Origin of the sequence: Neisseria sp. SLRRB23 (assembly GCF_050896295.1) — a bacterium.
GTDB lineage: Bacteria > Pseudomonadota > Gammaproteobacteria > Burkholderiales > Neisseriaceae > Neisseria.
The window spans coordinates 1-21,263 of record NZ_JBPBFH010000034.1 but is presented as its reverse complement, the minus strand read 5'-3'; the positions used below and the strand labels follow the sequence as shown (position 1 = coordinate 21,263).

Sequence of the window (21,263 nt, the reverse complement as noted above, 5' to 3'; positions counted from 1 at the left end):
TCCGCAAAACCGATAAANAAGACAGCGCGAANGCAGCCGTCAAATCGNCGCATAACGGCAAAACCCATACCGTCCGCAAAGGCGAAACGCTCAAACAGATNGCCGCCGCCATCCGTCCGAAACACCTCGTCCCGCATTTCAACGGCGCCGACGACTTGGAAAAATGGTTGGAGCAGTAAATGCAGGTGCTGCTTGGCGAAGACTTCAAAAGAGCGTTGAAAAACTACCCCAAAGAAGACCGCAGAAAAATTGCGGAATTTATCGCACACGTCCAACAGAACGGCTTATCAGGGTTACCCGGCAGGAACAAATCCAGCGACAACGTACCGGCAGACGATCCTCAATGGCTGGAAAAAGTCCGATTTGCCCAACGGCACAACCTTTGGCACTATCACATCGGCATTCCCAAATACAACGGCGGCAGGTATGGCGATTTGACATCCGCCTACATCCTTCACTATACCCTTTGCGACGGCTTTATCAAAATCATCGGTTTTGACAGACACCCGCCTTTTATCCTGCCCGATATTCCCAAATAACCTTGTCTTACCCCCCTTAAGACAGCCCCTCGAGATACCGCCTGCAAATCTTTGCCAAAGCCTGTACGCGGCTGCCCCCGGCTTTTTCCACGGCGGCAAGGATAAGCTCCACGTCTTCGGCACGCCCCTGCACTGAAAACTGCCGGTATTCGCCGCTTGCCAGTTTTGCCTTTGTCGCCGCCGCCGCCGTTGCCGCGCGCAATTTTTTAGAATGCCCGCTGTTGGAATTTGCCATTTTTAAATCCTTATAGTAGAGTATGGGAAAGATAAGAGGAAGGGCAGCCTCCTTAACTGCCCTGCAAATGGTTAATCGTTAATCACTTGTTTTGTATTTCCCTACCACGCTGGGGAGCTTGCAAGGAAATACAAAATCACACAGATTAGGATTTTCTTAATCACATTGCCTCCTTTCTCTTTCAGGTTGCCCCGTATCGGCTGATACGGGGTTTCTTCATTTCCTAATCTATGAGTTTATTATATCATATGATATAATAAACGCAAGTATCGAAATACCCTACACGCGCAGAGGGCATTCTTTCCTAAACAACCGCCTTAATAGGCGGTTTTTTTTGCGCCTGCGAAATCTCAAAAATAAATTCTTTTAATAATCAAAATGTTCAGTATTTATTAAATAAAAAAATCGGTTTGGATGCGGATTTGTACGAGGCGGTAACCGCCTATAAAAAAATCACATCCAACGGCGCGCTCAAACGCCAGGCACAATTTATCGGCAGGCTGATGCGCGATACCGATCCCGCGCCCATCGAGGCGTTTCTTGCCAAGCTGCGCGGCGACGATGCGGCGCACAATGCCTTTTTGCAACGTGTGGAACAGGCGCGCGTACGGCTGTTGGCAGACGACGGCGCGTTGACGCAGTTTATGTCGGATTTTCCGCATGCGGACGCGGGCAAGCTGAGGACGCTCATCCGCAATACCAAAAAAGAGCAGGAGCAAAACAAACCGCCAAAAAATTTCCGCGCCCTGTTTCAAGAATTGAAAACCGTCATGGAAAGCCAAGGCGGAACAGGGGAAGCTTAGGCATATTTTCAGACGGCATCCGCCGTTATTCGGATTGGAGGATAAAATGTTGTTCCGTAAAACGACCGCCGCCGTTTTGGCGGCAGCCTTGATGCTGAACGGCTGTACGGCAATGATGTGGGGCATGAACGACCCGTTCAGCGAAACGACCGCCCACAAACACGTTGACAAAGACCAAATCCGCGCCTTCGGTGTGGTTGCCAAAGACAATGCCCAATTGGAAAAGGGCAGTCTGGTGATGATGGGCGGGAAATACTGGTTCGTCGTCAATCCTGAAGATTCAGCGAAGCTGACGGGCATTTTGAAGATTGGGTTAGACAAACCCTTCCAAATGGTTCAGCACAACCCGCGCTTTGCCCACCAAGCCCTGCCGGTCAAACTCGAAGCGCCCGGCAGCCAGAATTTCAGTACCGAAGGCCTTTGCCTGCGCTACGATACCGACAGGCCTGCTGACATCGCCAAGCTGAAACAGCTTGAGTTTGAAGCGGTCGAACTCGACAATCGGACCATTTACACGCGCTGCGTATCCGCCAAAGGCAAATACTACGCCACGCCGCAAAAACTGAACGCCGATTATCATTTTGAGCAAAGTGTGCCTGCCGATATTTATTACACGGTTACGGAAAAACATACCGACAAATTTAAGCTGTTTGAAAATATCTTATATACGCCTCCCTTTTTAATACTGGATGCGGCGGGCGCGGTACTGGCTTTGCCTGCGGCGGCTCTGGGTGCGGTCGTGGATGCCGCCCGCAAATGAACGGCAATGCCGTCTGAAAAGCCTTCAGACGGCATTTCAGCCTTATCATATCTTGAAAAAACTTCGTCATGTCAGCCAAAATCCAAACCCGATCCGTCAATACCGACGTTTTTAATCATTTGCTCACCGCCGGTGCCGATCCTTTAATCGCCCGGCTTTGTGCCTCGCGCGGTGTGCAAAGTCCTGCCGAATTGGACGACAAACTCGCTTCTCTCCTGCCTTATCAAACGCTGACAAACTGCGAAGCCGCCGCCGGACGTTTGGCGGATGCGGTTGAGCGTCAGGAAAAAATCCTGATTGTCGCCGACTATGATGCCGACGGCGCGACGGCGTGTTCCGTCGGTATGAGCGGTTTGGCGGCGATGGGGGCGAAAGTGGATTTTCTTGTGCCCAACCGCTTTGAACACGGCTACGGCTTAACGCCCGAGCTGGCTGAAATCGCGGCAGAGCAAGGTGTGGATTTGCTGATTACGGTCGATAACGGTATCGCCAGCATCGCAGGCGTGGCGCGTGCGCAGGAATTGGGTTTGGATGTGATTGTGACCGACCACCATCTGCCTGCCGAGGCTGTGCCCGACTGCATCATCGTCAATCCGAACCAAAAAGGCTGCGGCTTCCAAAGCAAAAGTTTGGCGGGCGTGGGCGTGATTTTTTATGTACTGATGGCTTTGCGTGCCGAACTGCGCCGCCGTAATTATTTTTCAGACGGCCTAAAAGAGCCGAATCTGGGCGACCTTTTGGATTTGGTCGCACTCGGTACCGTCGCCGACGTCGTCTCCCTCGATCACAACAACCGTATCCTCGTGTCGCAAGGTTTGAAACGGATGCGTTTGGGCAAAATGCGCCCCGGTATCCGCGCCTTGTTTGAAGTGGCGCGACGGGATTGGCGCAAGGCTCAGCCGTTTGATATGGGCTTTGCGTTGGGGCCGCGCATCAATGCCGCCGGACGGTTGGACGATATGTCGGTCGGCATCGCCTGCCTGTTGGCGCGAGACGATGCGGAAGCGCAGGAACTGGCGGCGCAGTTGAACAACCTCAACATCGAGCGCCGCGAAATCGAGCAGTCTATGCTGCAAGACGCGCTGAATGATTTTCCCGAAACCCTACCTTCAGGGCAGACGACTTTGGTGGCGTATCGCGACGATTTTCATCAAGGCGTGGTCGGCATCGTTGCCAGCCGCCTCAAAGACCGTTTTTATCGTCCGACCATCGTGTTCGCCCCAGCCGACAACGGCGAAGTGCGCGGTTCGGGACGTTCCATTCCCAATTTGCACCTGCGCGATGCTTTGGACTTGGTGTCCAAACGCCATCCCGATTTGATTTTGAAATTCGGCGGACATGCGATGGCGGCGGGTTTGAGCATACTCGAACATAATATCCCCGCGTTTCAGACGGCCTTTGAAGAAGCCGTGCGCGAGATGGTGTGCGAAGACGATTTGTCGCAAACCTTCATCACCGACGGCAGCCTGCCTGCACGCGACATCACGTTGGAACAGGCGCAAAACCTCGCCCGCCACGTTTGGGGACAAGGCTTCGCGCCGCCGAGTTTTACCGACGAATTTCACGTCGTCCGCCAGCAGCCTTTGGGCGCGGAGGGAAAACACAAAAAAGCGTGGCTGCAAAAAGACGGCTGCGAATTTGAAGCCATGTTTTGGCGTTGCAGCGAAGACATCCCCGAATACATCCGCACGGTTTACCGCCCCGTGGCCAACGAATGGCGCAACAATCTCGAATTGCAGCTTTATATCGACTACTGGGAAGCCGCGTAAGCAGTTGATGCCGTCTGAAAAGGGCTTTCAGACGGCATCGGGTAAACAGAGGAAAAACAAATATGGAAAACCAAAGACCTGCTTTGGGTTTTTTGTTGGCACTTTTGGCTACGGCAACTTGGGGGACGCTGCCCATTGCCGCGCAGCAGGTACTGAAATTCATTGATGCGCCGACATTGGTGTGGATACGCTTTACCGTGGCGGCATCCGTGCTGCTGTTTTTTTTGGCTGCGGCGGGGAGGCTGCCGAAGCGGCAGGATTTTTCTTGGCGGACGTTTAGGCTGTTATTGCTCGGTGTGGCCGGCATTTCGGCAAACTTTGTGCTGATAGCCCAAGGCCTGCATTATATTTCGCCGACCACGACGCAGGTTCTGTGGCAGCTTTCGCCGTTTACCATGATTTTTGTCGGCGTGGTGCTGTTCAAAGACAGGATGACTGCCGCACAGAAAATCGGTTTGGTTTTGCTGCTAATCGGTTTATTTATGTTTTTCAACGATAAATTGGGAGAATTGTCGGGTTTGGGCGCGTATGCGCAAGGCGTGTTGCTGTGCGCGGCAGGCAGTATGGTTTGGGTATGCTACGGCGTGGCACAGAAGCTGTTGTCGGTACAATTCAGCTCGCAACAGATTTTGATGCTGATTTATGCGGCAAGTGCCGCCGTGCTCCTGCCTTTTGCCGAACCGGCGAACATAGGCAGTTTGAAGGGCGTGGCGGCATGGGCATTCTTTGCTTATTGCTGCATGAATACGTTGATCGGTTACGGTTCGTTCGGCGAGGCATTGAAACACTGGGAGGCTTCCAAAGTCAGTGTGGTTACGACCCTGATTCCTGTCTTTACCATGATGTTTTCCATACTCGGACACCATCTTATGCCTGATATTTTTTCCGCACCGGATATGAATGGTTTGGCTTATGCCGGTGCTTTCGTCGTGGTAGGGGGTGCGGTCATGGCGGCAGTCGGAGACAGGCTGTTTAAGTACCGGTAATGTATACGATAGTGTGCTTATCACGGAAAATGCCGTCTGAACGAGGTTTCAGACGGCATTTTATTTGAGGGAAAGATTAGCGCGGATGAACCATATCGGCAGGAACGACCAACTCATCAAACTCTTCGCCCGTCAGCAAGCCCAACTCAACGGCGGTTTCGCGCAGCGATTTGTCGTTTTTGTAGGCGGTTTTGGCGACCTTGGCAGCGTTTTCGTAGCCGATTTTACGGTTTAACGCAGTAACCAGCATCAGGGAATGGTGCAGGAAATAGTCGATTTTTTCCGGTACGGGTTCGATGCCGGCGGCGCAGTTTTCGTTGAAGCTGTTGCACGCGTCGCCCAAGAGGCGGATGGATTGCAAGAGGTTGTAGGCGATAACGGGCATATAGACGTTCAGCTCGAAATTGCCCGACGCGCCCGCCATGCCGATGGTAACGTCGTTGCCGAACACTTGACAGCACACCATGGTCATCGCTTCGCATTGGGTCGGGTTGACTTTGCCCGGCATGATGGACGAACCCGGCTCGTTTTCGGGGATTTTGATTTCGCCCAAACCGCAGCGCGGGCCGCTTGCCAGCCAGCGGATGTCGTTGGCGATTTTGTTCAGGCTTGCCGCCAGCGTTTTCAATGCGCCCGAAGCGGTAACGGCGGCATCGCGTCCGCCCAAGGCTTCAAATTTGTTCGGCGCGCTGACAAACGGCAGGCCGGACAGTTCGGCGAGTTTGGCGGCGGCTTTTTCGGCGTATTCGGGATGGCTGTTCAAACCCGTGCCGACCGCCGTACCGCCCAAGGCGAGTTCGTATAAACCTTTCAGTGCGTCGTTCAGACGGCCTAGTCCGTGGTCGAGCTGGGAAACGTAGCCGGAAAATTCTTGTCCCAAAGTCAGCGGCGTTGCGTCTTGCAAATGTGTGCGGCCGATTTTGACGATGGGGGCGAAAGCTTGGGCTTTTTTGTCCAATGTGTCGCGCAGGGCTTTTACTGCTGGAATAAGGTGGCGGTTGATTTCAATCGCGGCGGCGACGTGGATGGCGGTCGGAAACGCGTCGTTGGTCGATTGCGCGTGGTTCACATGGTCATTGGGATGGACGGGCTGGTACGCCGCCAAACCCGTACCGGCGATTTCGTTGGCGCGGTTTGCCAGCACTTCGTTCATGTTCATATTGGACTGCGTACCGGAACCGGTCTGCCAAACCACTAAGGGGAATTGCCCGTCGAGCTTGCCGTTCAAAACATCATCTGCCGCCTGCGTAATCAAATCCGCCTGTTCGGGCTTAATCCTGCCGAGGGAAACATTGGTGGCGGCAGCGGCTTTTTTCACCAGCGCCAAAGCGTAAATCAACGGCTGCGGCAGGGTTTCGCCGCCGATTTTGAAATTGTTGCGGCTGCGCTGGGTCTGCGCACCCCAATAGGCTTCGGACGGGACTTCGACATTGCCCATGGTGTCGTGCTCGGTACGGGTGCTCATGCGTTTCTCCTTTTTAAATGTGAATAAGAGTGATTCGCAAATATTATAATGGAGATTGGTGGGATGAGAAAGCATCATGGCAGCGAGAATATAAAAATGCCGTCTGAAGCCCTAATTGGTTTCAGACGGCATTTGTTTAGGTGTGGGGTTACAGCACTGATTTCACAGTATCGACCACATTGTCCACGGTAAAGCCGAACTCTTTGAAGAGTAAGTCGGCAGGGGCGGATTCGCCGAAGCGGTTGATGCCGACGACTGCGCCGTTCAGACCGACGTATTTGTACCAGCCGTCGGCGTGTCCGGCTTCTACGGCGATGCGCGGCAGGCCTTCGGGCAGGATGGCGGCTTGATAGGCGGCGTCTTGGCGGTCGAATACGTTGGTGGACGGCATGGAAACGACGCGCACGGCGATGTTTTGTGCGGCGAGGGCTTTTTGCGCTTCCAAAGCCAGCTCGACTTCGGAACCGGTAGCAATGATGACGGCTTGGGCGTTGCCTTGGGCTTCGCTGATGACGTAGCCACCGCGTTTGATGTCGTTCAGTTGTTGCTCGCTGCGTGCTTGGAATTTCAGGTTTTGACGGCTGAAAATCAGGCAGGACGGGTGATCGGCGGCTTTGACGGCTTCTGCCCAAGCGACCAGAGATTCGGCGGTGTCGCACGGCCGCCATACGTCCATATTCGGAATCAGGCGCAGGGTGGCGGTTTGCTCGATGGGTTGATGGGTCGGGCCGTCTTCGCCCAAACCGATGGAATCGTGGGTGAACACAAATACAGGGTTGATTTTCATCAGTGCCGCCATGCGCAAGGCGTTGCGTTCGTATTCGCTGAACATCAGGAAAGTTGCGCCGAAGGGTTTCACGCCGCCGTGCAATACCAAGCCGTTNATAATCGCGCCCATACCGAACTCGCGCACGCCGTAGTGGATGTAGTTGCCGCCTTTGTCGCGGGTAACGGAGACGCTGTTTGACCAGTCGGTCAGGTTGGACGGGGTCAGGTCGGCAGAACCGCCCACCAGTTCGGGCAGCTCTTTTGCCAAGATTTCGATGCTGTTTTGGCTGGCTTTGCGGGTAGCGATGGTTTCGGCTTTGGCGCACACTTCTTTCAATGCCGTCTGAACGTAGGTGTCGAAATTGTCCGGCAGTTTTTTATCCATGCGGCGCACGAATTCTGCGGCTTCGGCAGGATATTTGGTTTGGTATTGCGCGAACAGTTCGTTCCATTCGGCTTCCAGTTTCGCGCCTTGTTCTTTCGCGCTCCATGCGTCGTAAATTTCTTGCGGGATTTCAAAGGCAGGGTAAGTCCAGCCCAAATGTTTGCGCGTGGCTTCGATTTCATCCGCACCCAAAGGTGCGCCATGGGTTTTGTGGCTGCCTTCTTTGTTGGCACTGCCTTTGCCGATTAAGGTTTTGCAGCAGATGATGGACGGTTTGCCGGTTTCGGCACGTGCGGCTTCGATGGCCGTCTGAATGGCGGCGGTGTCGTGGCCGTTTACGTTGGGAACGACATGCCAGCCGTAGCTTTCAAAGCGTTGCGGGATGTTTTCGGTAAACCAGCCGTCCACTTTGCCGTCGATGGAAATATTGTTGTCATCATATAAAACAATCAGTTTGCCCAAGCCTAATGTGCCGGCGAGCGAACAGGCTTCGTGCGATACGCCTTCCATCAGGCAGCCGTCGCCCATGAAGACGTAGGTGTAGTGATCGACGATGTTCAAACCGTCTTTATTAAACTCGGCGGCAAGGATTTTTTCCGCCAATGCCATACCCACCGCGTTGGCAATCCCTTGCCCTAACGGGCCGGTCGTGGTTTCCACGCCGTCGGTGTAGCCGTATTCGGGGTGGCCGGGGGTTTTGCTGTGCAGCTGGCGGAAGTTTTTCAGGTCTTCAATGCTCAGGTTGTAGCCGGTCAGGTGCAGCAGGCTGTACAACAGCATGGACGCGTGGCCGTTGGAGAGGATGAAGCGGTCGCGGTTGTAGAATTTGGGGTTGGCGGGATTGTGATGCAGGAATTTCGTCCACAATACTTCGGCCATTTCCGCCATGCCCATAGGCGCGCCGGGGTGGCCGGAATTGGCTTTTTGAACGGCATCGGCCGAGAGGAAGCGGATTGCGTTTGCCAGTTGAGACATTTTGTATTTTCCTTGCTGGTGTTTTGGATAAGTGGATGGTCAGACGGCGTTGATTATCGCCCGATTCGTATATGCTTTCAAGAAAAGGAGAAGCGGGCGGTACGGCTGTGCCGGAAGGATATATGCTCCGGGTATCGGGATATCGGTTTCAGCTTGGATGTGAAAGGTGTTTCTATACTTTTGAAAACAAAGTGTTACAAATTATTTATTAAATAAATAGTGTTTGTTTATGATGGGGTATCGACGTTTTTTGCAGTCATTTGCCTATTTATTTCTTACCCGTTGTTTTTTAATTATATTCAAATAAGGAAGTTTTCAGCATATATGGCTTTGTCCGTGAAGGGGAGGTGCATTTGGGGCGGTATTGTTCGGATATTTATCTTTTTGCGTATCAATAAGTGCATAAAGTTGTACAATAGCAAGAGTGTATTTTGAGAAAAATATATTTTCTGGAAATATCAAAACGTAAAGACATCAAAAAAAGCAAAATGCCGTCTGAAAAGAAAACAGTAGCCACGACGGACAAACCATTAATCAAAAATCAAGGAACGTAGCATGACCACGGAAAATCAAGCCGGTAATCCGGAACCCGAGCACAGCCCGTCCGAAAAAACAAAAGCCGCACCGAAAGTGAAAAAAACGTTTGATCCGCGTGCCAGCGTGATTCAAATCCATCCCGAAGGCGAACGCATCCATCCGAAAAAAGCGGAAGGGCGGTTTGCCAAATTGCGTATCGCCGCAGTGTTGGCGACCCAGTTTGTGTTTTATGTGATTCCGTGGTTCAACTGGAGCGGCAGGCAGGCTGTCGTTTTCAATATCCCCGAACGGCATTTCTTCATTTTCGGATTGTCGTTGGGGATGGGCGATTTGATTTACCTTGCTCTGCTGCTGATGATTTGCGCCTTCGGGCTGTTTTGGTGGACGACGATTGCAGGGCGACTGTGGTGCGGCTATTCCTGCCCGCAAACGGTTTACACCGAAATTATGCTGTGGATTGACAACCTGGTCGAAGGCGATAGAAACAAACGGCTGAAACTGGAAAAATCGCCGTGGAATTTCACCAAAATCCGCATCAAAGCCACCAAATACCTGCTGATTTTCCTTGTCTGCGCGTGGACGGGCATCACGTTTGCAGGCTGGTTTGTCCCCATCCGCCAGTTCGTTCCCGATTTATTCAACGGAGGAGCAGGCGGCGGCGCGATGTTTGCCGCAGCGTTTTACGGCTTTATGACCTTCTTCTTCGCCCACATCATGCGCGAAAAAGTATGCCTGCATATGTGCCCGTACGCACGTTTCCAAAGCGCGATGTTCGACAAGGACACGCTGATTGTTTCTTATGACGCGGAACGCGGCGAACCGCGCGGAGCCCGCAAGAAAACGGTCAACAAGGAAGAGGCGGGTTTGGGCGACTGCATCAACTGTGCGATGTGCGTCCAAGTCTGCCCTGTCGGTATCGACATCCGCAACGGTCTGCAATACCAATGTATCGGCTGCGCCGCCTGTATCGACGCGTGCGATGAGATTATGGACAAAATGGGCTATCCGCGCGGTTTGATACGTTATACGACCGAAAGCGCGCTGGAACACGAATATGCCGAAAAAGACATTAAAAAACGGCTGCTTAGACCGCGCGTGGCAGGTTACGGCGCGGTGTTGGCAGTGGTTATCGCCGCCTTCCTAGTCGGTTTGTCCACGCGCAAAATGGTCGAAGTCGATATTTTGAAAGACCGTGGCGTAATGGTGCGCGAAAACGCCAAAGGCTGGCTGGAAAACGCATATAGCCTGCGTATCATCAACAACAGCGAAAAAGAACAGCTGATTACCGCAAGTGTCAAAGGATTTGACGAAATAGCCCTGACCGGGCTGCCTGAAGGCGGTATAAAAGTGGCTCCGCGTGAAACAGTAACCCTTCCTGTACAAGTGTCTACCATTCCGGAATACGCGGACAAAGGCAGTCATCCTATCGAGTTTATCTTCCAATACCGGGAAAGCGGTGCATCAGACGGCAAGCCGGTTGTTTTGGAAGAAGACGCAACCTTTATCGGAGAATAACCGTGTCTCAAAACAATCCAATCAAGCCTTGGTACAAACACGTCTGGCCGTGGGTCTTGATGGCGGGTCCGATTTTTGTCGTCATCGCCAGCGTCGCCATGTTTTTTGTCGCACAGCAGCACGCGACAGATTTGGTTACGGACGATTATTATAAGGACGGCAAGCATATCGACATCCAGCTTCATCGGGATGAAGAAGCCGTCAGACGGCATATCGGGGTGCAGGTCCTCATTTCCCCCGATATGAATGCGGCAAAGGTGTTCGTCAGCGGCGAATTTGACGGAAATCAACCGTTGAAGCTGCTGTTGATGCATCCGACTCGCAAGGCGGACGATCAAACCGTAAACCTTAAGCCTGTCGGTAGTGCGCAGAACGGCAGGGCGGAATATGAGGCGGTGTTCAAAACCCTTCCGCCGACCAACCACTGGTATGTGCGCGTGGAGGACGCGGCAGGCGTGTGGCGCGTGGAAAACAAATGGATTACCAGCCAAGGCAATGCGGTCGATCTGACCCCGATGGACAAACTTTTCAATAATGCCGGAAGCAAATAAAAAAGCCGTGTTTTCATTGCATTGGTTTGTTATATGCAATGTCGGGCAGGCATTGTTTGATTATTCGGCGTGATGGTCTGATTTATCGGACGAAAATAAATGCAGCTCATCCCGTTTATTTTTTAACACCATTCTGAAACACAGCCTGAAAAATGCCGTCTGAAGGGCTTCAGACGGCATTTGTGTTGTATGCCCGACACAATGCGGAAGGCGTTTTGTTTACATAAAAACGTTTTTATTTCTCTCCGTTTTTTCGACACTATTCCGGAACACAACCTGGAAAACGCCGTCTGAAAGCCCTTCAGACGGCATTTTGTTTGCAAATCAAATCCTACCTGACATCAGCGTCCGAGCGTTGCAACAGGTTCGCTCCCCGTCAGCAGATATTGTATCGTCTCGCGGACGGTGCGGATGGCATTGCCGAAGGGAAGAGGGTCTTTACCTCTAAAGAACAGGCCTTTATCTACTTCTCCACGGAATGCGGCGGCAAGCTGGATGTCGATACAGAACTGTCCTGCTTTGGAAAGCCCGTCGCGCAGACCGCAACTGGTCAGGCAGTTTAAACCTTGGGTACAGCGGCGCGGGTCGGCTTTGGCGTTTGCCTGAAGTTTGCTTTCGCGCCTGATATAGCTGTCTAGGAATTTGGTACGCACGCCGCGCGCCGGCAAACCGGCAACAGACATAAATTCGACTACTTTTTCGGTTTCCGCACCGGCAAGCGTTTTTTTGAAGTTAAGGTGCGCGTCCCCTTCTTCGGTAACGGCAAAAGCGGTACCGATTTGAACGGCGGATGCTCCCCAGTTCTTTAGGGCGGTTTTGACTTTTTCAAAGTTTGCCATACCGCCTGCCAAAATAAGCGGGATTTTTTCGCTTTCCAGCCCTAAACTTTTGAAAACTTCAAACGTTTCCTCAATCACGCGTTTGAAGTCGAACTTGGCATCGTTTACGCCTTCGACGGTTGACGCGCCCAAATGCCCGGCCGCGTGGGCAGGATGTTCGACTACAATCGCATCGGGCAATATGCCTTTTTTCATCCAACGTTTCAAGACGATATTAATACCGCGCGATTCGGACAGAATCGGCAGCAGGGCCACATCTTTATGATAGCCCTCGGTCATTTCCGGCAGGTCTAAAGGCAGGCCGGCACCCATCACGACCGCATCCGCCCCTGATTCGCAAGCCTGGCGGACATACGCGGCGTGGTCTTTGACCGCCTTCATCACGTTGACCGCAATCAGCCCTTTTCCCTCTGAAGCACTCTTGGCTTTTTGGATTTCCCTGTCTAATGCGGTACAGTTCAAAGACGTATATTTCTCTTCACTCGGATTGATTTGGGATTCGGCGAGCAGGTCTTCGTGAAGGTGGCGCAAATCCACACTGGCAATCGTTCCGATACCGTTTTCACGCGCCACCGCGCTGGACAAACCCGATGCGGAAATACCGACCCCCATACCGCCCTGTACGATGGGGATAAGGGATTTTCCACGAATAATCAAAGGGTCAAAAATATTCTGCATCAGTTTCTCCGAGTATACGAATCAGTCAGGCTCATGAAAAATGGTTCTAACTGTTTTAGAACCATTGCTCAAATTTGGTATTATACTCTAAATATTACGGTGGTAAACAGAAAAGCAGCCGGGGATTCGGGCTTATGCCGTTATGCCTGTTTCAATCGGGAAAGAAAATATTATAGTGGATTAACAAAAATCAGGACAAGGCGACGAAGCCGCAGACAGTACAAATAGTACGGCAAGGCGAGGCAACGCCGTACTGGTTTAAAGTTAATCCACTATAAATTTGATGATGGCATAAAAAAGCCTAGTCAGTTGCTGTCAAAGGGGATTGTTAAGAAAAGTAATGCCACGTTGATGGGGTGCAATATATCAGGCGTTTCAATCGGGTAAAATGTTGAACGGACACCGCATCCGGTTATGGGATATCGGTTTGCACGGCAAAGGTTTGAATATGATTCGATTACGTCTGAGATTCTGATGAAGGGGGTAGGTAAAGATGATGATAAAATATACAAGTATAAAAGATATCGTTGAATATGGATTAGATGCTATTTCTGATAAGGAAAAAATAACAATGAACCTGAAAGACTTTCTATACATTAGACGAGTTTTAGAGGAATATATGCGTTATCTACATAATCCTGATCATTATCCCGATATAGAAGCAATTCAAAATTTTTTAGGTAATGCTTCTTCGGGAGGCGGATTTGAATGTTTAAGCACAGCTATTTATAACAAAGTATATAAAGTTGATTTGCCGGCGAAGATTGAGAAAATGATTGATGATGGTTTATTTGAACACCCTCTATATCCCAGTTACTATAAGAAAAATGAATAAGCAATAATTGGATAGTATTGAAATTGTAGAAAATATAAATTTATGTGGATACGTAAATTCGAAGTTGTAGGAAAGGATAAAAAGTGAAAATAGTGCTTGTTAAATTTTAACTATGGTAACGATTTGCCGAGGCAATAAAAAATCCCCGAGGGATAATCTCGGGGATTTGGAATTTGGCACGCCCACGGGGAATCGAACCCCGGTTACCGCCGTGAAAGGGCGATGTCCTAACCGCTAGACGATGGGCGCATATTGTATTTTCTTACTGGCGCACCCGGAGCGATTCGAACGCCCGACCCTCTGGTTCGTAGCCAGATACTCTATCCAACTGAGCTACGGGTGCGCTGCAAGAAAGATTTGAATTTTAGGGCAATCATCGGATTCTGTCAATTGTTTTGTTGGATGAAATGCCTTAAAAGTGTAAAATATCGGTTTGTTGTTTGAATTTAAAGAGAATAAAATGATTGTTGCTTCTCGCTGGCCCTTGCTGGAAAAGGCGTTTTTACGGTTTGGAATGCCGGTTGCCGTGGTCGATTTGGAATCGACTGGCGGCAATCTGTATGAAGACAGGGTAACCGAAGTGGCTTTGGTCAAGTTTGAGCAGGGAAGGGTGGTGAGGCATGAGTGGCTGGTTAATCCTAAAAAACCTATTCCGCAGTTTGTGGCGGAGCTGACGGGGATTTCAGACGGCATGGTTGCCGACGCACCTGTTTTTGCAGAGATTGCCGGCGAGTTGTTTTCGGTATTGAAGGGTTGTGTGTTGATTGCACATAACAGCCGTTTCGACTATACGTTTTTAAAGCATGAGTTTCATCGTGCGGGTATCGGATTTTCATCGCCTGCTTTGTGCAGTGTGCAGTTGTCCCGGTGTCTGTATCCGCAATTTTACAAGCACAGTCTGGACAGTATCATCGAAAGGTTGGGGATTGTTGTGGAAGACAGGCATCGTGCGATGGCGGATGTATCGGCATTGTGTGATTATTTGGAATACAGCCTGTCGGAACACGGGGTTGAGGAGTGGATTAGGCAGTGTTTCCGTTTGATGAATCCGAAACCGCTGCCTGCCGCGCTGCCCGAACGGTTGAGGGAACAGTTGTACGGTTTGCCTGACGGTATGGGGGTGCTGGCTTGTTTCGACGGCGGGGGAGCAATAAATTATATCGGTACGTTTGAACGGGTATATAGCGAGGTTTCGGCTTTATTGGATGCCGGAAAAGTTCCGTTTGATTGGTGCAATACGGAGGAAGTCCGTTTTTTTCCCGCTTTGGGCAGCCTGCATGCATATAAGATTAAAGCGGAATTGGTCGGGCGTTATCATTCGGNTTGTTATGTGTCTGCCAAAAATCTGCTGAAAACATTTACGACCGTCAGGTTTGAAAAAGGTTCAGACGGCATGTTGAATGCGAAAACAGCGGCTTTGAAAAACGGTGTGGCGGACAATCCGCCTACCGGATTATTTGCCAATAAAAAGGCGGCGGGACGGGCTTTGTCGTCGTGGGCGGAAACATACGGATTGTGTCCTGCCGCAGCCGGTATCCTGCCGGACGGTTATGCAGAGGATGAGCCTTGTCCCGTATATGTTTCAGGCCGATGCGATAAGGCGTGCGGCCGTTCTGACGAACAGGTTTTGGCGTTTGCACACAAGTTGCCTGTTTTGGATTGGGGAAAAATGCATGAGGTGGAAATTACCGAAACCGATCCTTTAACGGGGGAAAAAGTCGTCCTGCATGGAATGGGCGGCGCATTGGAAATGGATGACGGGCTTTGGTATTTCGATAAAGATTTACCGGATGCGTTTAAGGCGAAGTTTAAAACGGACAGGAAAAATATTAAGGAAATTGGTTAAATCGATACCGGTTGGTGAAAGCCGGTAAGTATGTAAACAGCCGTTCGTATGGATTGCCTAATCGGTTTGGGTTGGAATGTGTTACCGTTTGCAGGTAATGTGTCCGAAGATGCCGTCTGAATTTTTTCAGACGGCATTTTTGCCGACGCGGTTTTCGTGCCGTGTCGGTTTGCCCGTCCATCCGAAGGCATCGGACAAGCAGGGTGGGTTTCAAAACCCGTTTTCCATCATAATTTGACCGGGAATGCGGTTGCGGTGCATGGCGTAACCCATACCGAGCAGCGTTTGGAAAGTGTCTTTGACCATTTCCGGGTTGCCGCAAATCATAAACCGTGTGGATTCCGGGGTGAACTTGGTATGCAGTGCCTGTTCGATGCTGCCGTTTTTTAAGAGTTCGGGAATACGTTTGCCGCCCAATCCGTCGGAATTGGCGGCGCGGGTGGTTACGGGGATGAAACGGAACGAGTGTCCGTATTCGCCGACCAGAGGGTGTTCGGAAAGGGCGGCGAGCCGGTCGTTGAAAATCAATTCTTCGGGAAAAGATACGGAATGTATCAGGTTGACGGTATCGAAACGTTGCCGGATTTCGGGTTGTTCGAGAATGGAAAGGAAGGGGGCGATGCCGGAGCCGGTGCAGAGCATCACCAAATCCTTGCCGTCGGGGAAGCGTTCGGGCAGGAGGAAGCCGGTGGCATTTTTATCGAGCAGGATGGTGTCGCCCTGTTGCATTTTGGCGAAACGGGCCGACATGGGGCCGTCTTGGATGAGTACGGCAAAATATTCGAGCGTGTCGGCATATTCTGCGGAAACGATGGAGTAGGCACGCCAAATAAAGCCTTCCCCTTCGTAGAAACCGAGTCGGGAGAACTGTCCGGCTTTAAAACGGTAGGATTCGGGACGGCTGATGGCGAAAGTGATAAGTTTCGGCGTGTGGTGTTTGACCCACAAAATCTTTTCTTCAGTGAATTTTGCTTCGGGCGAGGCTGCCATGTTGTTGTCCTTGAGTGTGTTTGTCGGGATTATAGCCAATTTGGGTGTTTTTTTCCGCATTGACGGTCTATATTTAAATTCGGATATTTTTCAATACAATATTATCGTTTTTTGAAATAAACGGTAAGGATCAGTTTGTTTTTTGTCAAAATGGGAATACAATCCTATCTATAAATTTAATTGAGAATTACTTTTTTTCAATTAATATAAAAAATCAAAACAGTTGTGAGGGCCTTTGGACGATTTGCACACTTGCATATTACAGAGGTCTCTATGAATCAAAATCATTTTTCACTTAAAATTCTGACCGTTATGCTGTTATCGGCTTACGGTGGTTCTTTTGCAGACGGTGTTGTGCCTGTTTCAGACGGCAATACCGTCAGTCTGGATACGGTCAATGTACGTGGCTCTCATGCTTTGTCGGGCAAGACCGAAAAGACCCGTTCTTATACGATAGATCGGATGTCCACCGCCACAGGTATGAGGATTGCGGGCAAGGATACGCCGCAGTCGGTCAGCGTCATCACGCGCAGCCGCCTTGACGATAAGGCGGTGCATACGCTTGAAGAGGCAATGAAAAACACGACGGGTGTCAACGTTGTGCGCGATTCAGGCTTGCAGACGCGGTTTTTGTCACGCGGTTTCTATATCGATCAGATTGGTGAGGACGGTATTACCGTCAATGTTGCGGGCCGTTCGGGATATACGGCGAAAATCGATGTGTCTCCGAGTACCGATTTGGCGGTTTATGACCATATTGAAGTTGTACGCGGTGCAACGGGGTTGACCCAATCCAATTCAGAGCCGGGCGGAACCGTCAATTTGATCCGTAAGCGACCTACCGCTTCTTTCAAACATACCGGAGAGTTGACCGCCGACCATCGCGGCAGCCGGCGTGCAGTGTTGGATGTTTCAGGCAGCCTGAATAAGGCGAATACCTTACGCGGAAGGTTGGTGGGTGCGGAAGAGTATAAAAAATCGTTTAAAGACCGCGTTTGGGGCAGGAAACATATGGTTTACGGCATTGCCGAAGCCGATGCGGGCGACAGCAGTGTGCTTACTTTGGGCGGTATGTATCAGAAAAGTAGGGAGGTTCCTGATTTTTCGGGCATTATTTTGCCCTGTGAAAATCAGAAAACTGCCCCGTTCAGTTCAACACCTGCCTGCAACCGGCCTTTGCAACTGCCGCGCAACACTTATTTGGGGGAGGATTGGTCGCGGTTGAGTGCCGACAAATACAACCTTTTCTCAGGTTTCAAACATGTGTTTGACAACGGTTGGCAGCTCAATGCCGAAGTGTCTTATACCAAGAATGAATCCGATGCGAAGGTGGGGCAGTTTTTTCTGAAAAACGAACATGCGGCGGGTTTGTCGGGTGAGGATGCGGTAGGTTTTTTGACCGAAAAAAACGAAGTCATCCCGTTCGAGCCGAAAGATAAGGCATTGGAGAAACTGAAAGCATATCGTGACGAAACCGCCAAGGAATACCGGGAGCGCAAAGCCGATTTTGTTAAAAACCGTTTCGATAATACTGCTTTTGAACAGTACCGCAGCCGCCGTGCCGCAGAACGCAAAGCCGGTTTTGACAAGTGTATGAGTGACCCTTTCGCGCTGGACTTTATCTGTCAAGGTTCTTGGGGGGATCCGGGCGTTGATGCCGACAAGGCGGAATTTGTCGATAAAGCCCTTGCGAAGGAGGGCATCTTTAATAATGCGGCACAACGTTTTCCAAACAGCCTGTATGACTCTTCCTTTAATCGTAAGGCTACCGCCAACCGACGATACAGTTATATGCCGTTGCGGTATACCAAAGACGACCGCCAATGGGGAATCAAACTTGACCTGACCGGCACATACGGGCTGTTTGGGCGGGAACACGATTTCTTTGTCGGCTATGCCTACGGCGATGAAAAGATACGTTCCGAATATCTGGAAATCTACGAACGCCGCCACAGAGTACGTCCGAATACGGGGGCAACGCACGGCGTGTATGCGGGAAGTTGTCAGGAAGAGCCGGACGGCGATTTGTCATCTCCTTTGGTCAGGGGGCATAAAGAACCCGATTGGCAGGCGTACGATGAAAAAGGCAACCGTACCGTTTATGCCGAAGAATGCAGGAACGCCAAGAAAATAAAAACCGAGCCCAAGCTCGATGCCGAAGGCAAGCAGGTGTATTACTATGACGAATACAGCGGCAGCCGGACGCCAGTATATGTCGATGTATATGAACTGGACGAAAAAGGCAATAAGATTCAGGAGACCAATCCCGACGGCACGCCCGCCTTTACCGGTTTTTCCGGTACGGTGCCGGTTTGGAAAACCGTCAAAGTGGCTGACGATCATGTTCCTGCGCTGTATAACTACGCCAAATACCTCAACACCAACAAAACCCATTCGCTGACTGCCAGCACGCGTTTCAACGTAACCGGCCGACTGCATCTTTTGGGCGGGCTGCACTACACGCGCTATGAGACCTCGCAAACCAAAGATATGCCTGTCCGCTATGGGCAGCCGGCAAGCGATTTTCAGACGGCATCGAGCATTAAGGCGGATCAGGACCATTACACGGCCAAGATGCAAGGTCATAAATTGACGCCCTATGCAGGCATTACCTATGATTTGACACCGCAACAGAGTATTTACGGAAGTTATACCAAAATCTTCAAACAGCAGGATAATGTCGATGTCAGTGCCAAAACCGTTTTGCCGCCTTTGGTCGGCACAAACTATGAGGTAGGCTGGAAAGGCGCGTTCTTGCAAGGACGGCTGAATGCTTCGTTCGCATTGTTTTACCTCGAACAGAAAAACCGCACGGTCGTCGATTTTGGCTATGTTCCCGGAGCAGGCGGCAAGCAGGGGTCGTTCCAAACCGTTGCTAAACCGATAGGCAAAGTGGTCAGCAGGGGTGCGGAATTCGAGCTGTCGGGCGAGTTGAACGAAGATTGGAAAGTCTTTGCGGGCTACACCTACAACAAGAGCCGCTACAAAAACGCCGCCGAAGTCAATGCCGAACGCCTCGCCAAAAACACAGGCGCAGACCCGTACAACTTCAGCAATTTCACACCCGTGCACATATTCCGTTTCGGAACGAGCTTCCATATACCGAATACGGGGCTGACCGTCGGCGGCGGCGTGTCCGCACAAAGCGGCACAAGCAGTCTGTATAACATCAGGCAGGGCGGCTACGGGCTGATAGACGGTTTCGTCCGTTACGAATTGGGCAAACACGCCAAATTGAGCCTCATCGGTACGAACTTAAACGGACGCACTTATTTTGAGAACAACTACAACCGTACGCGCGGCGCAAACAACTTCTATGGAGAGCCGCGCACTGTCAGCATGAAACTGGATTGGCAGTTTTAATTGAAAACCGTAGTTTTGCGGATGCCGTCTGAAACAGGGTATGTTTCAGACGGCATTTTTATGGAGGCAGGCTTATCGGGGCGTATATTTGGAATTTGCCCGATGCCGGCAGTAGAATATCCCTTTTCTCCTCAGCAGAGCCGATGTCTTCACGCAAAATCATCCACATCGACATGGACGCGTTCTACGCATCGGTAGAACTGCGCGAGCAGCCGCATTTGAAAGGACTACCCGTGGTCGTGGCGTGGGAGGGTGCTCGTTCGGTGATTTGCGCCGCATCGTATGAGGCACGGCAGTTTGGGCTGCATTCCGCGATGTCGGTGGCAACGGCGAAAAGGCTGTGTCCGCAAGCGGTGTATGTGCCGCCGCATTTTGATTTGTACCGTCAGGTTTCCGCGCAGATTCATGCCGTATTCAGACGTTATACCGATTTAATCGAACCCCTGTCGCTGGACGAAGCCTATCTTGACGTTACCCGTAATTTCAAAAACATCCCTTACGCCAGCGAAGTTGCCAAAGAAATCCGTGCCGCCATTTTTGCGGAAACGGGTTTGACCGCATCCGCAGGCATCGCGCCGAACAAATTTCTGGCGAAAATCGCGTCGGACTGGCGCAAGCCAAACGGGCAGTTTGTGTTGCCGCCGCACAAAGTCATGGCATTTTTGGAAACCCTGCCTTTGGGCAAAATCCCCGGAGTGGGCAAGGTAACGCTGAAAAGAATGCAGTCGCTGGGTATGCAGACGGCGGGCGACTTGCGCCGTTTCGAGCGCGGCGAGCTCTTAAACCATTTCGGACGCTACGGCTACCGCCTCTATGATTTGGCGCGCGGTACGGACGAACGCCCCGTCAAAGCCGAACGCGAACGCCTCCAAATCTCCACAGAAATCACCCTGCCCGAAGACCTGCCGCTCGAGCAGGCTGCCGGACACCTGCCCCATCTTGCCGAAGACCTGTGGCGGCAAATCACGCGCAAAAACGTCGAAGCCCAAAGCGTAACGCTCAAGCTGAAGACCTACGATTTCCGCATCATCACGCGCACGCTGACTTATTCCTCCGTATTGCCCGACTGCGCAGCTCTGCTGCAGGCTGCGCAAATGTTGATGGCGCGCGTCCCGCCGCAGACGGAAGACGCGTTCCGCCTCATCGGTATCGGTGTCGGCCGCCTTGTGCCGAAAAACCAACAGCAGGGCTTGTGGGCGTAAACCGATTTACCACGCTGTCGAAAAAAAACATGCCGTCTGAACGGTTTCCAGACGGCATGGCTGCTTTATAGTGGGTTAACAAAAATCAGGACAAGGCGACGAAGCCGCAGACAGTACAAATAGTACGGAACCGATTCACTTGGTGCTTCAGCACCTTAGAGAATCGTTCTCTTTGAGCTAAGGCGAGGCAACGCCGTACTGGTTTTTGTTAATCCACTATAC

General features: G+C 51.3%; 15 protein-coding genes, 2 tRNA genes and 2 pseudogenes. 12 read left to right on the top strand and 7 right to left on the bottom strand.

The window, feature by feature from the left end:
• Positions 1-128 (top strand): annotated as a pseudogene (locus tag ACRPFF_RS09190) (type IV pilus assembly protein FimV); the annotation flags it as partial.
• 51 nt (positions 129-179) lie between these two features.
• Positions 180-539 carry a hypothetical protein gene (locus ACRPFF_RS09185; RefSeq protein WP_003691733.1) on the top strand — a complete coding sequence of 120 codons (360 nt, stop codon included), beginning with the start codon at positions 180-182 and terminating at the stop codon, positions 537-539.
• Positions 540-555: 16 nt separating this feature from the next.
• Here ACRPFF_RS09185 and ACRPFF_RS09180 read toward each other — a convergent pair whose 3' ends face one another.
• Positions 556-774, bottom strand: coding sequence for a hypothetical protein (locus tag ACRPFF_RS09180; RefSeq protein WP_003691731.1), 219 nt, complete (start codon positions 772-774; stop codon positions 556-558).
• A 398-nt stretch (positions 775-1,172) separates the two neighbouring features.
• Between ACRPFF_RS09180 and yjgA the strand changes: the two are divergent.
• The 4 genes and pseudogenes from yjgA to ACRPFF_RS09160 form a co-directional block, all read left to right on the top strand.
• Positions 1,173-1,577 (top strand): annotated as a pseudogene (yjgA, locus tag ACRPFF_RS09175) (ribosome biogenesis factor YjgA); the annotation flags it as partial.
• 46 nt (positions 1,578-1,623) lie between these two features.
• A complete protein-coding gene (locus ACRPFF_RS09170; protein WP_411712379.1) occupies positions 1,624-2,337 on the top strand; it encodes a hypothetical protein in 714 nt (237 codons plus the stop codon).
• A gap of 68 nt (positions 2,338-2,405) precedes the next feature.
• Positions 2,406-4,106 carry a single-stranded-DNA-specific exonuclease RecJ gene (gene recJ, locus ACRPFF_RS09165; protein WP_432674470.1) on the top strand — a complete coding sequence of 567 codons (1,701 nt, stop codon included), beginning with the start codon at positions 2,406-2,408 and terminating at the stop codon, positions 4,104-4,106.
• Between the two features lie 62 nt (positions 4,107-4,168).
• Positions 4,169-5,092 (top strand): DMT family transporter, encoded by a 924-nt coding sequence (locus ACRPFF_RS09160; RefSeq protein WP_411712377.1) that lies wholly within the window; start codon positions 4,169-4,171, stop codon positions 5,090-5,092.
• Between the two features lie 76 nt (positions 5,093-5,168).
• Here ACRPFF_RS09160 and fumC read toward each other — a convergent pair whose 3' ends face one another.
• Positions 5,169-6,557, bottom strand: a complete 1,389-nt coding sequence (gene fumC, locus ACRPFF_RS09155; RefSeq protein ID WP_432674469.1) for a class II fumarate hydratase — start codon at positions 6,555-6,557, stop codon at positions 5,169-5,171.
• Positions 6,558-6,705: 148 nt separating this feature from the next.
• Positions 6,706-8,685, bottom strand: coding sequence for a transketolase (gene tkt / locus ACRPFF_RS09150; RefSeq protein WP_432674468.1), 1,980 nt, complete (start codon positions 8,683-8,685; stop codon positions 6,706-6,708).
• A 555-nt stretch (positions 8,686-9,240) separates the two neighbouring features.
• Between tkt and ccoG the strand changes: the two genes are divergently transcribed.
• On the top strand, positions 9,241-10,737 hold the full coding sequence (gene ccoG / locus ACRPFF_RS09145; RefSeq protein ID WP_432674467.1) for a cytochrome c oxidase accessory protein CcoG: 1,497 nt from the start codon (positions 9,241-9,243) through the stop codon (positions 10,735-10,737).
• Positions 10,738-10,739: 2 nt separating this feature from the next.
• Positions 10,740-11,288 carry a FixH family protein gene (locus tag ACRPFF_RS09140; RefSeq protein ID WP_107863110.1) on the top strand — a complete coding sequence of 183 codons (549 nt, stop codon included), beginning with the start codon at positions 10,740-10,742 and terminating at the stop codon, positions 11,286-11,288.
• Positions 11,289-11,629: 341 nt separating this feature from the next.
• Here the strand turns inward: ACRPFF_RS09140 and ACRPFF_RS09135 are convergent, their stop codons facing one another.
• Positions 11,630-12,805 carry an NAD(P)H-dependent flavin oxidoreductase gene (locus ACRPFF_RS09135; protein WP_118819655.1) on the bottom strand — a complete coding sequence of 392 codons (1,176 nt, stop codon included), beginning with the start codon at positions 12,803-12,805 and terminating at the stop codon, positions 11,630-11,632.
• A gap of 493 nt (positions 12,806-13,298) precedes the next feature.
• On the opposite strand from ACRPFF_RS09135, the gene ACRPFF_RS09130 reads away from it, so the two are divergent.
• Positions 13,299-13,640, top strand: coding sequence for a hypothetical protein (locus ACRPFF_RS09130; RefSeq protein WP_003712388.1), 342 nt, complete (start codon positions 13,299-13,301; stop codon positions 13,638-13,640).
• 174 nt (positions 13,641-13,814) lie between these two features.
• Here ACRPFF_RS09130 and ACRPFF_RS09125 read toward each other — a convergent pair.
• Both ACRPFF_RS09125 and ACRPFF_RS09120 read right to left on the bottom strand, forming a co-directional pair.
• Positions 13,815-13,889 (bottom strand) — tRNA-Glu (locus tag ACRPFF_RS09125).
• A gap of 17 nt (positions 13,890-13,906) precedes the next feature.
• Positions 13,907-13,983: transfer RNA gene (locus tag ACRPFF_RS09120), tRNA-Arg, on the bottom strand.
• A 117-nt stretch (positions 13,984-14,100) separates the two neighbouring features.
• On the opposite strand from ACRPFF_RS09120, the gene ACRPFF_RS09115 reads away from it, so the two are divergent.
• Positions 14,101-15,486: a 3'-5' exonuclease gene (locus ACRPFF_RS09115; RefSeq protein WP_432674466.1), complete on the top strand. Its 1,386-nt coding sequence runs from the start codon at positions 14,101-14,103 to the stop codon at positions 15,484-15,486.
• A gap of 210 nt (positions 15,487-15,696) precedes the next feature.
• On the opposite strand, the gene ACRPFF_RS09110 is transcribed toward ACRPFF_RS09115, so the two are convergent.
• Complete coding sequence (locus ACRPFF_RS09110; RefSeq protein ID WP_432674465.1) at positions 15,697-16,476, bottom strand: ferredoxin--NADP reductase; 780 nt, start codon at positions 16,474-16,476, stop codon at positions 15,697-15,699.
• Between the two features lie 273 nt (positions 16,477-16,749).
• On the opposite strand from ACRPFF_RS09110, the gene ACRPFF_RS09105 reads away from it, so the two are divergent.
• Together ACRPFF_RS09105 and dinB are read left to right on the top strand one after the other, a co-directional pair.
• Entirely contained in the window at positions 16,750-19,839 is a 3,090-nt protein-coding gene (locus ACRPFF_RS09105) for a TonB-dependent siderophore receptor (protein ID WP_432674464.1), read from the top strand.
• Positions 19,840-19,982: 143 nt separating this feature from the next.
• Positions 19,983-21,041, top strand: coding sequence for a DNA polymerase IV (dinB, locus tag ACRPFF_RS09100; protein WP_432674463.1), 1,059 nt, complete (start codon positions 19,983-19,985; stop codon positions 21,039-21,041).
• Positions 21,042-21,263: the final 222 nt, after the last annotated feature.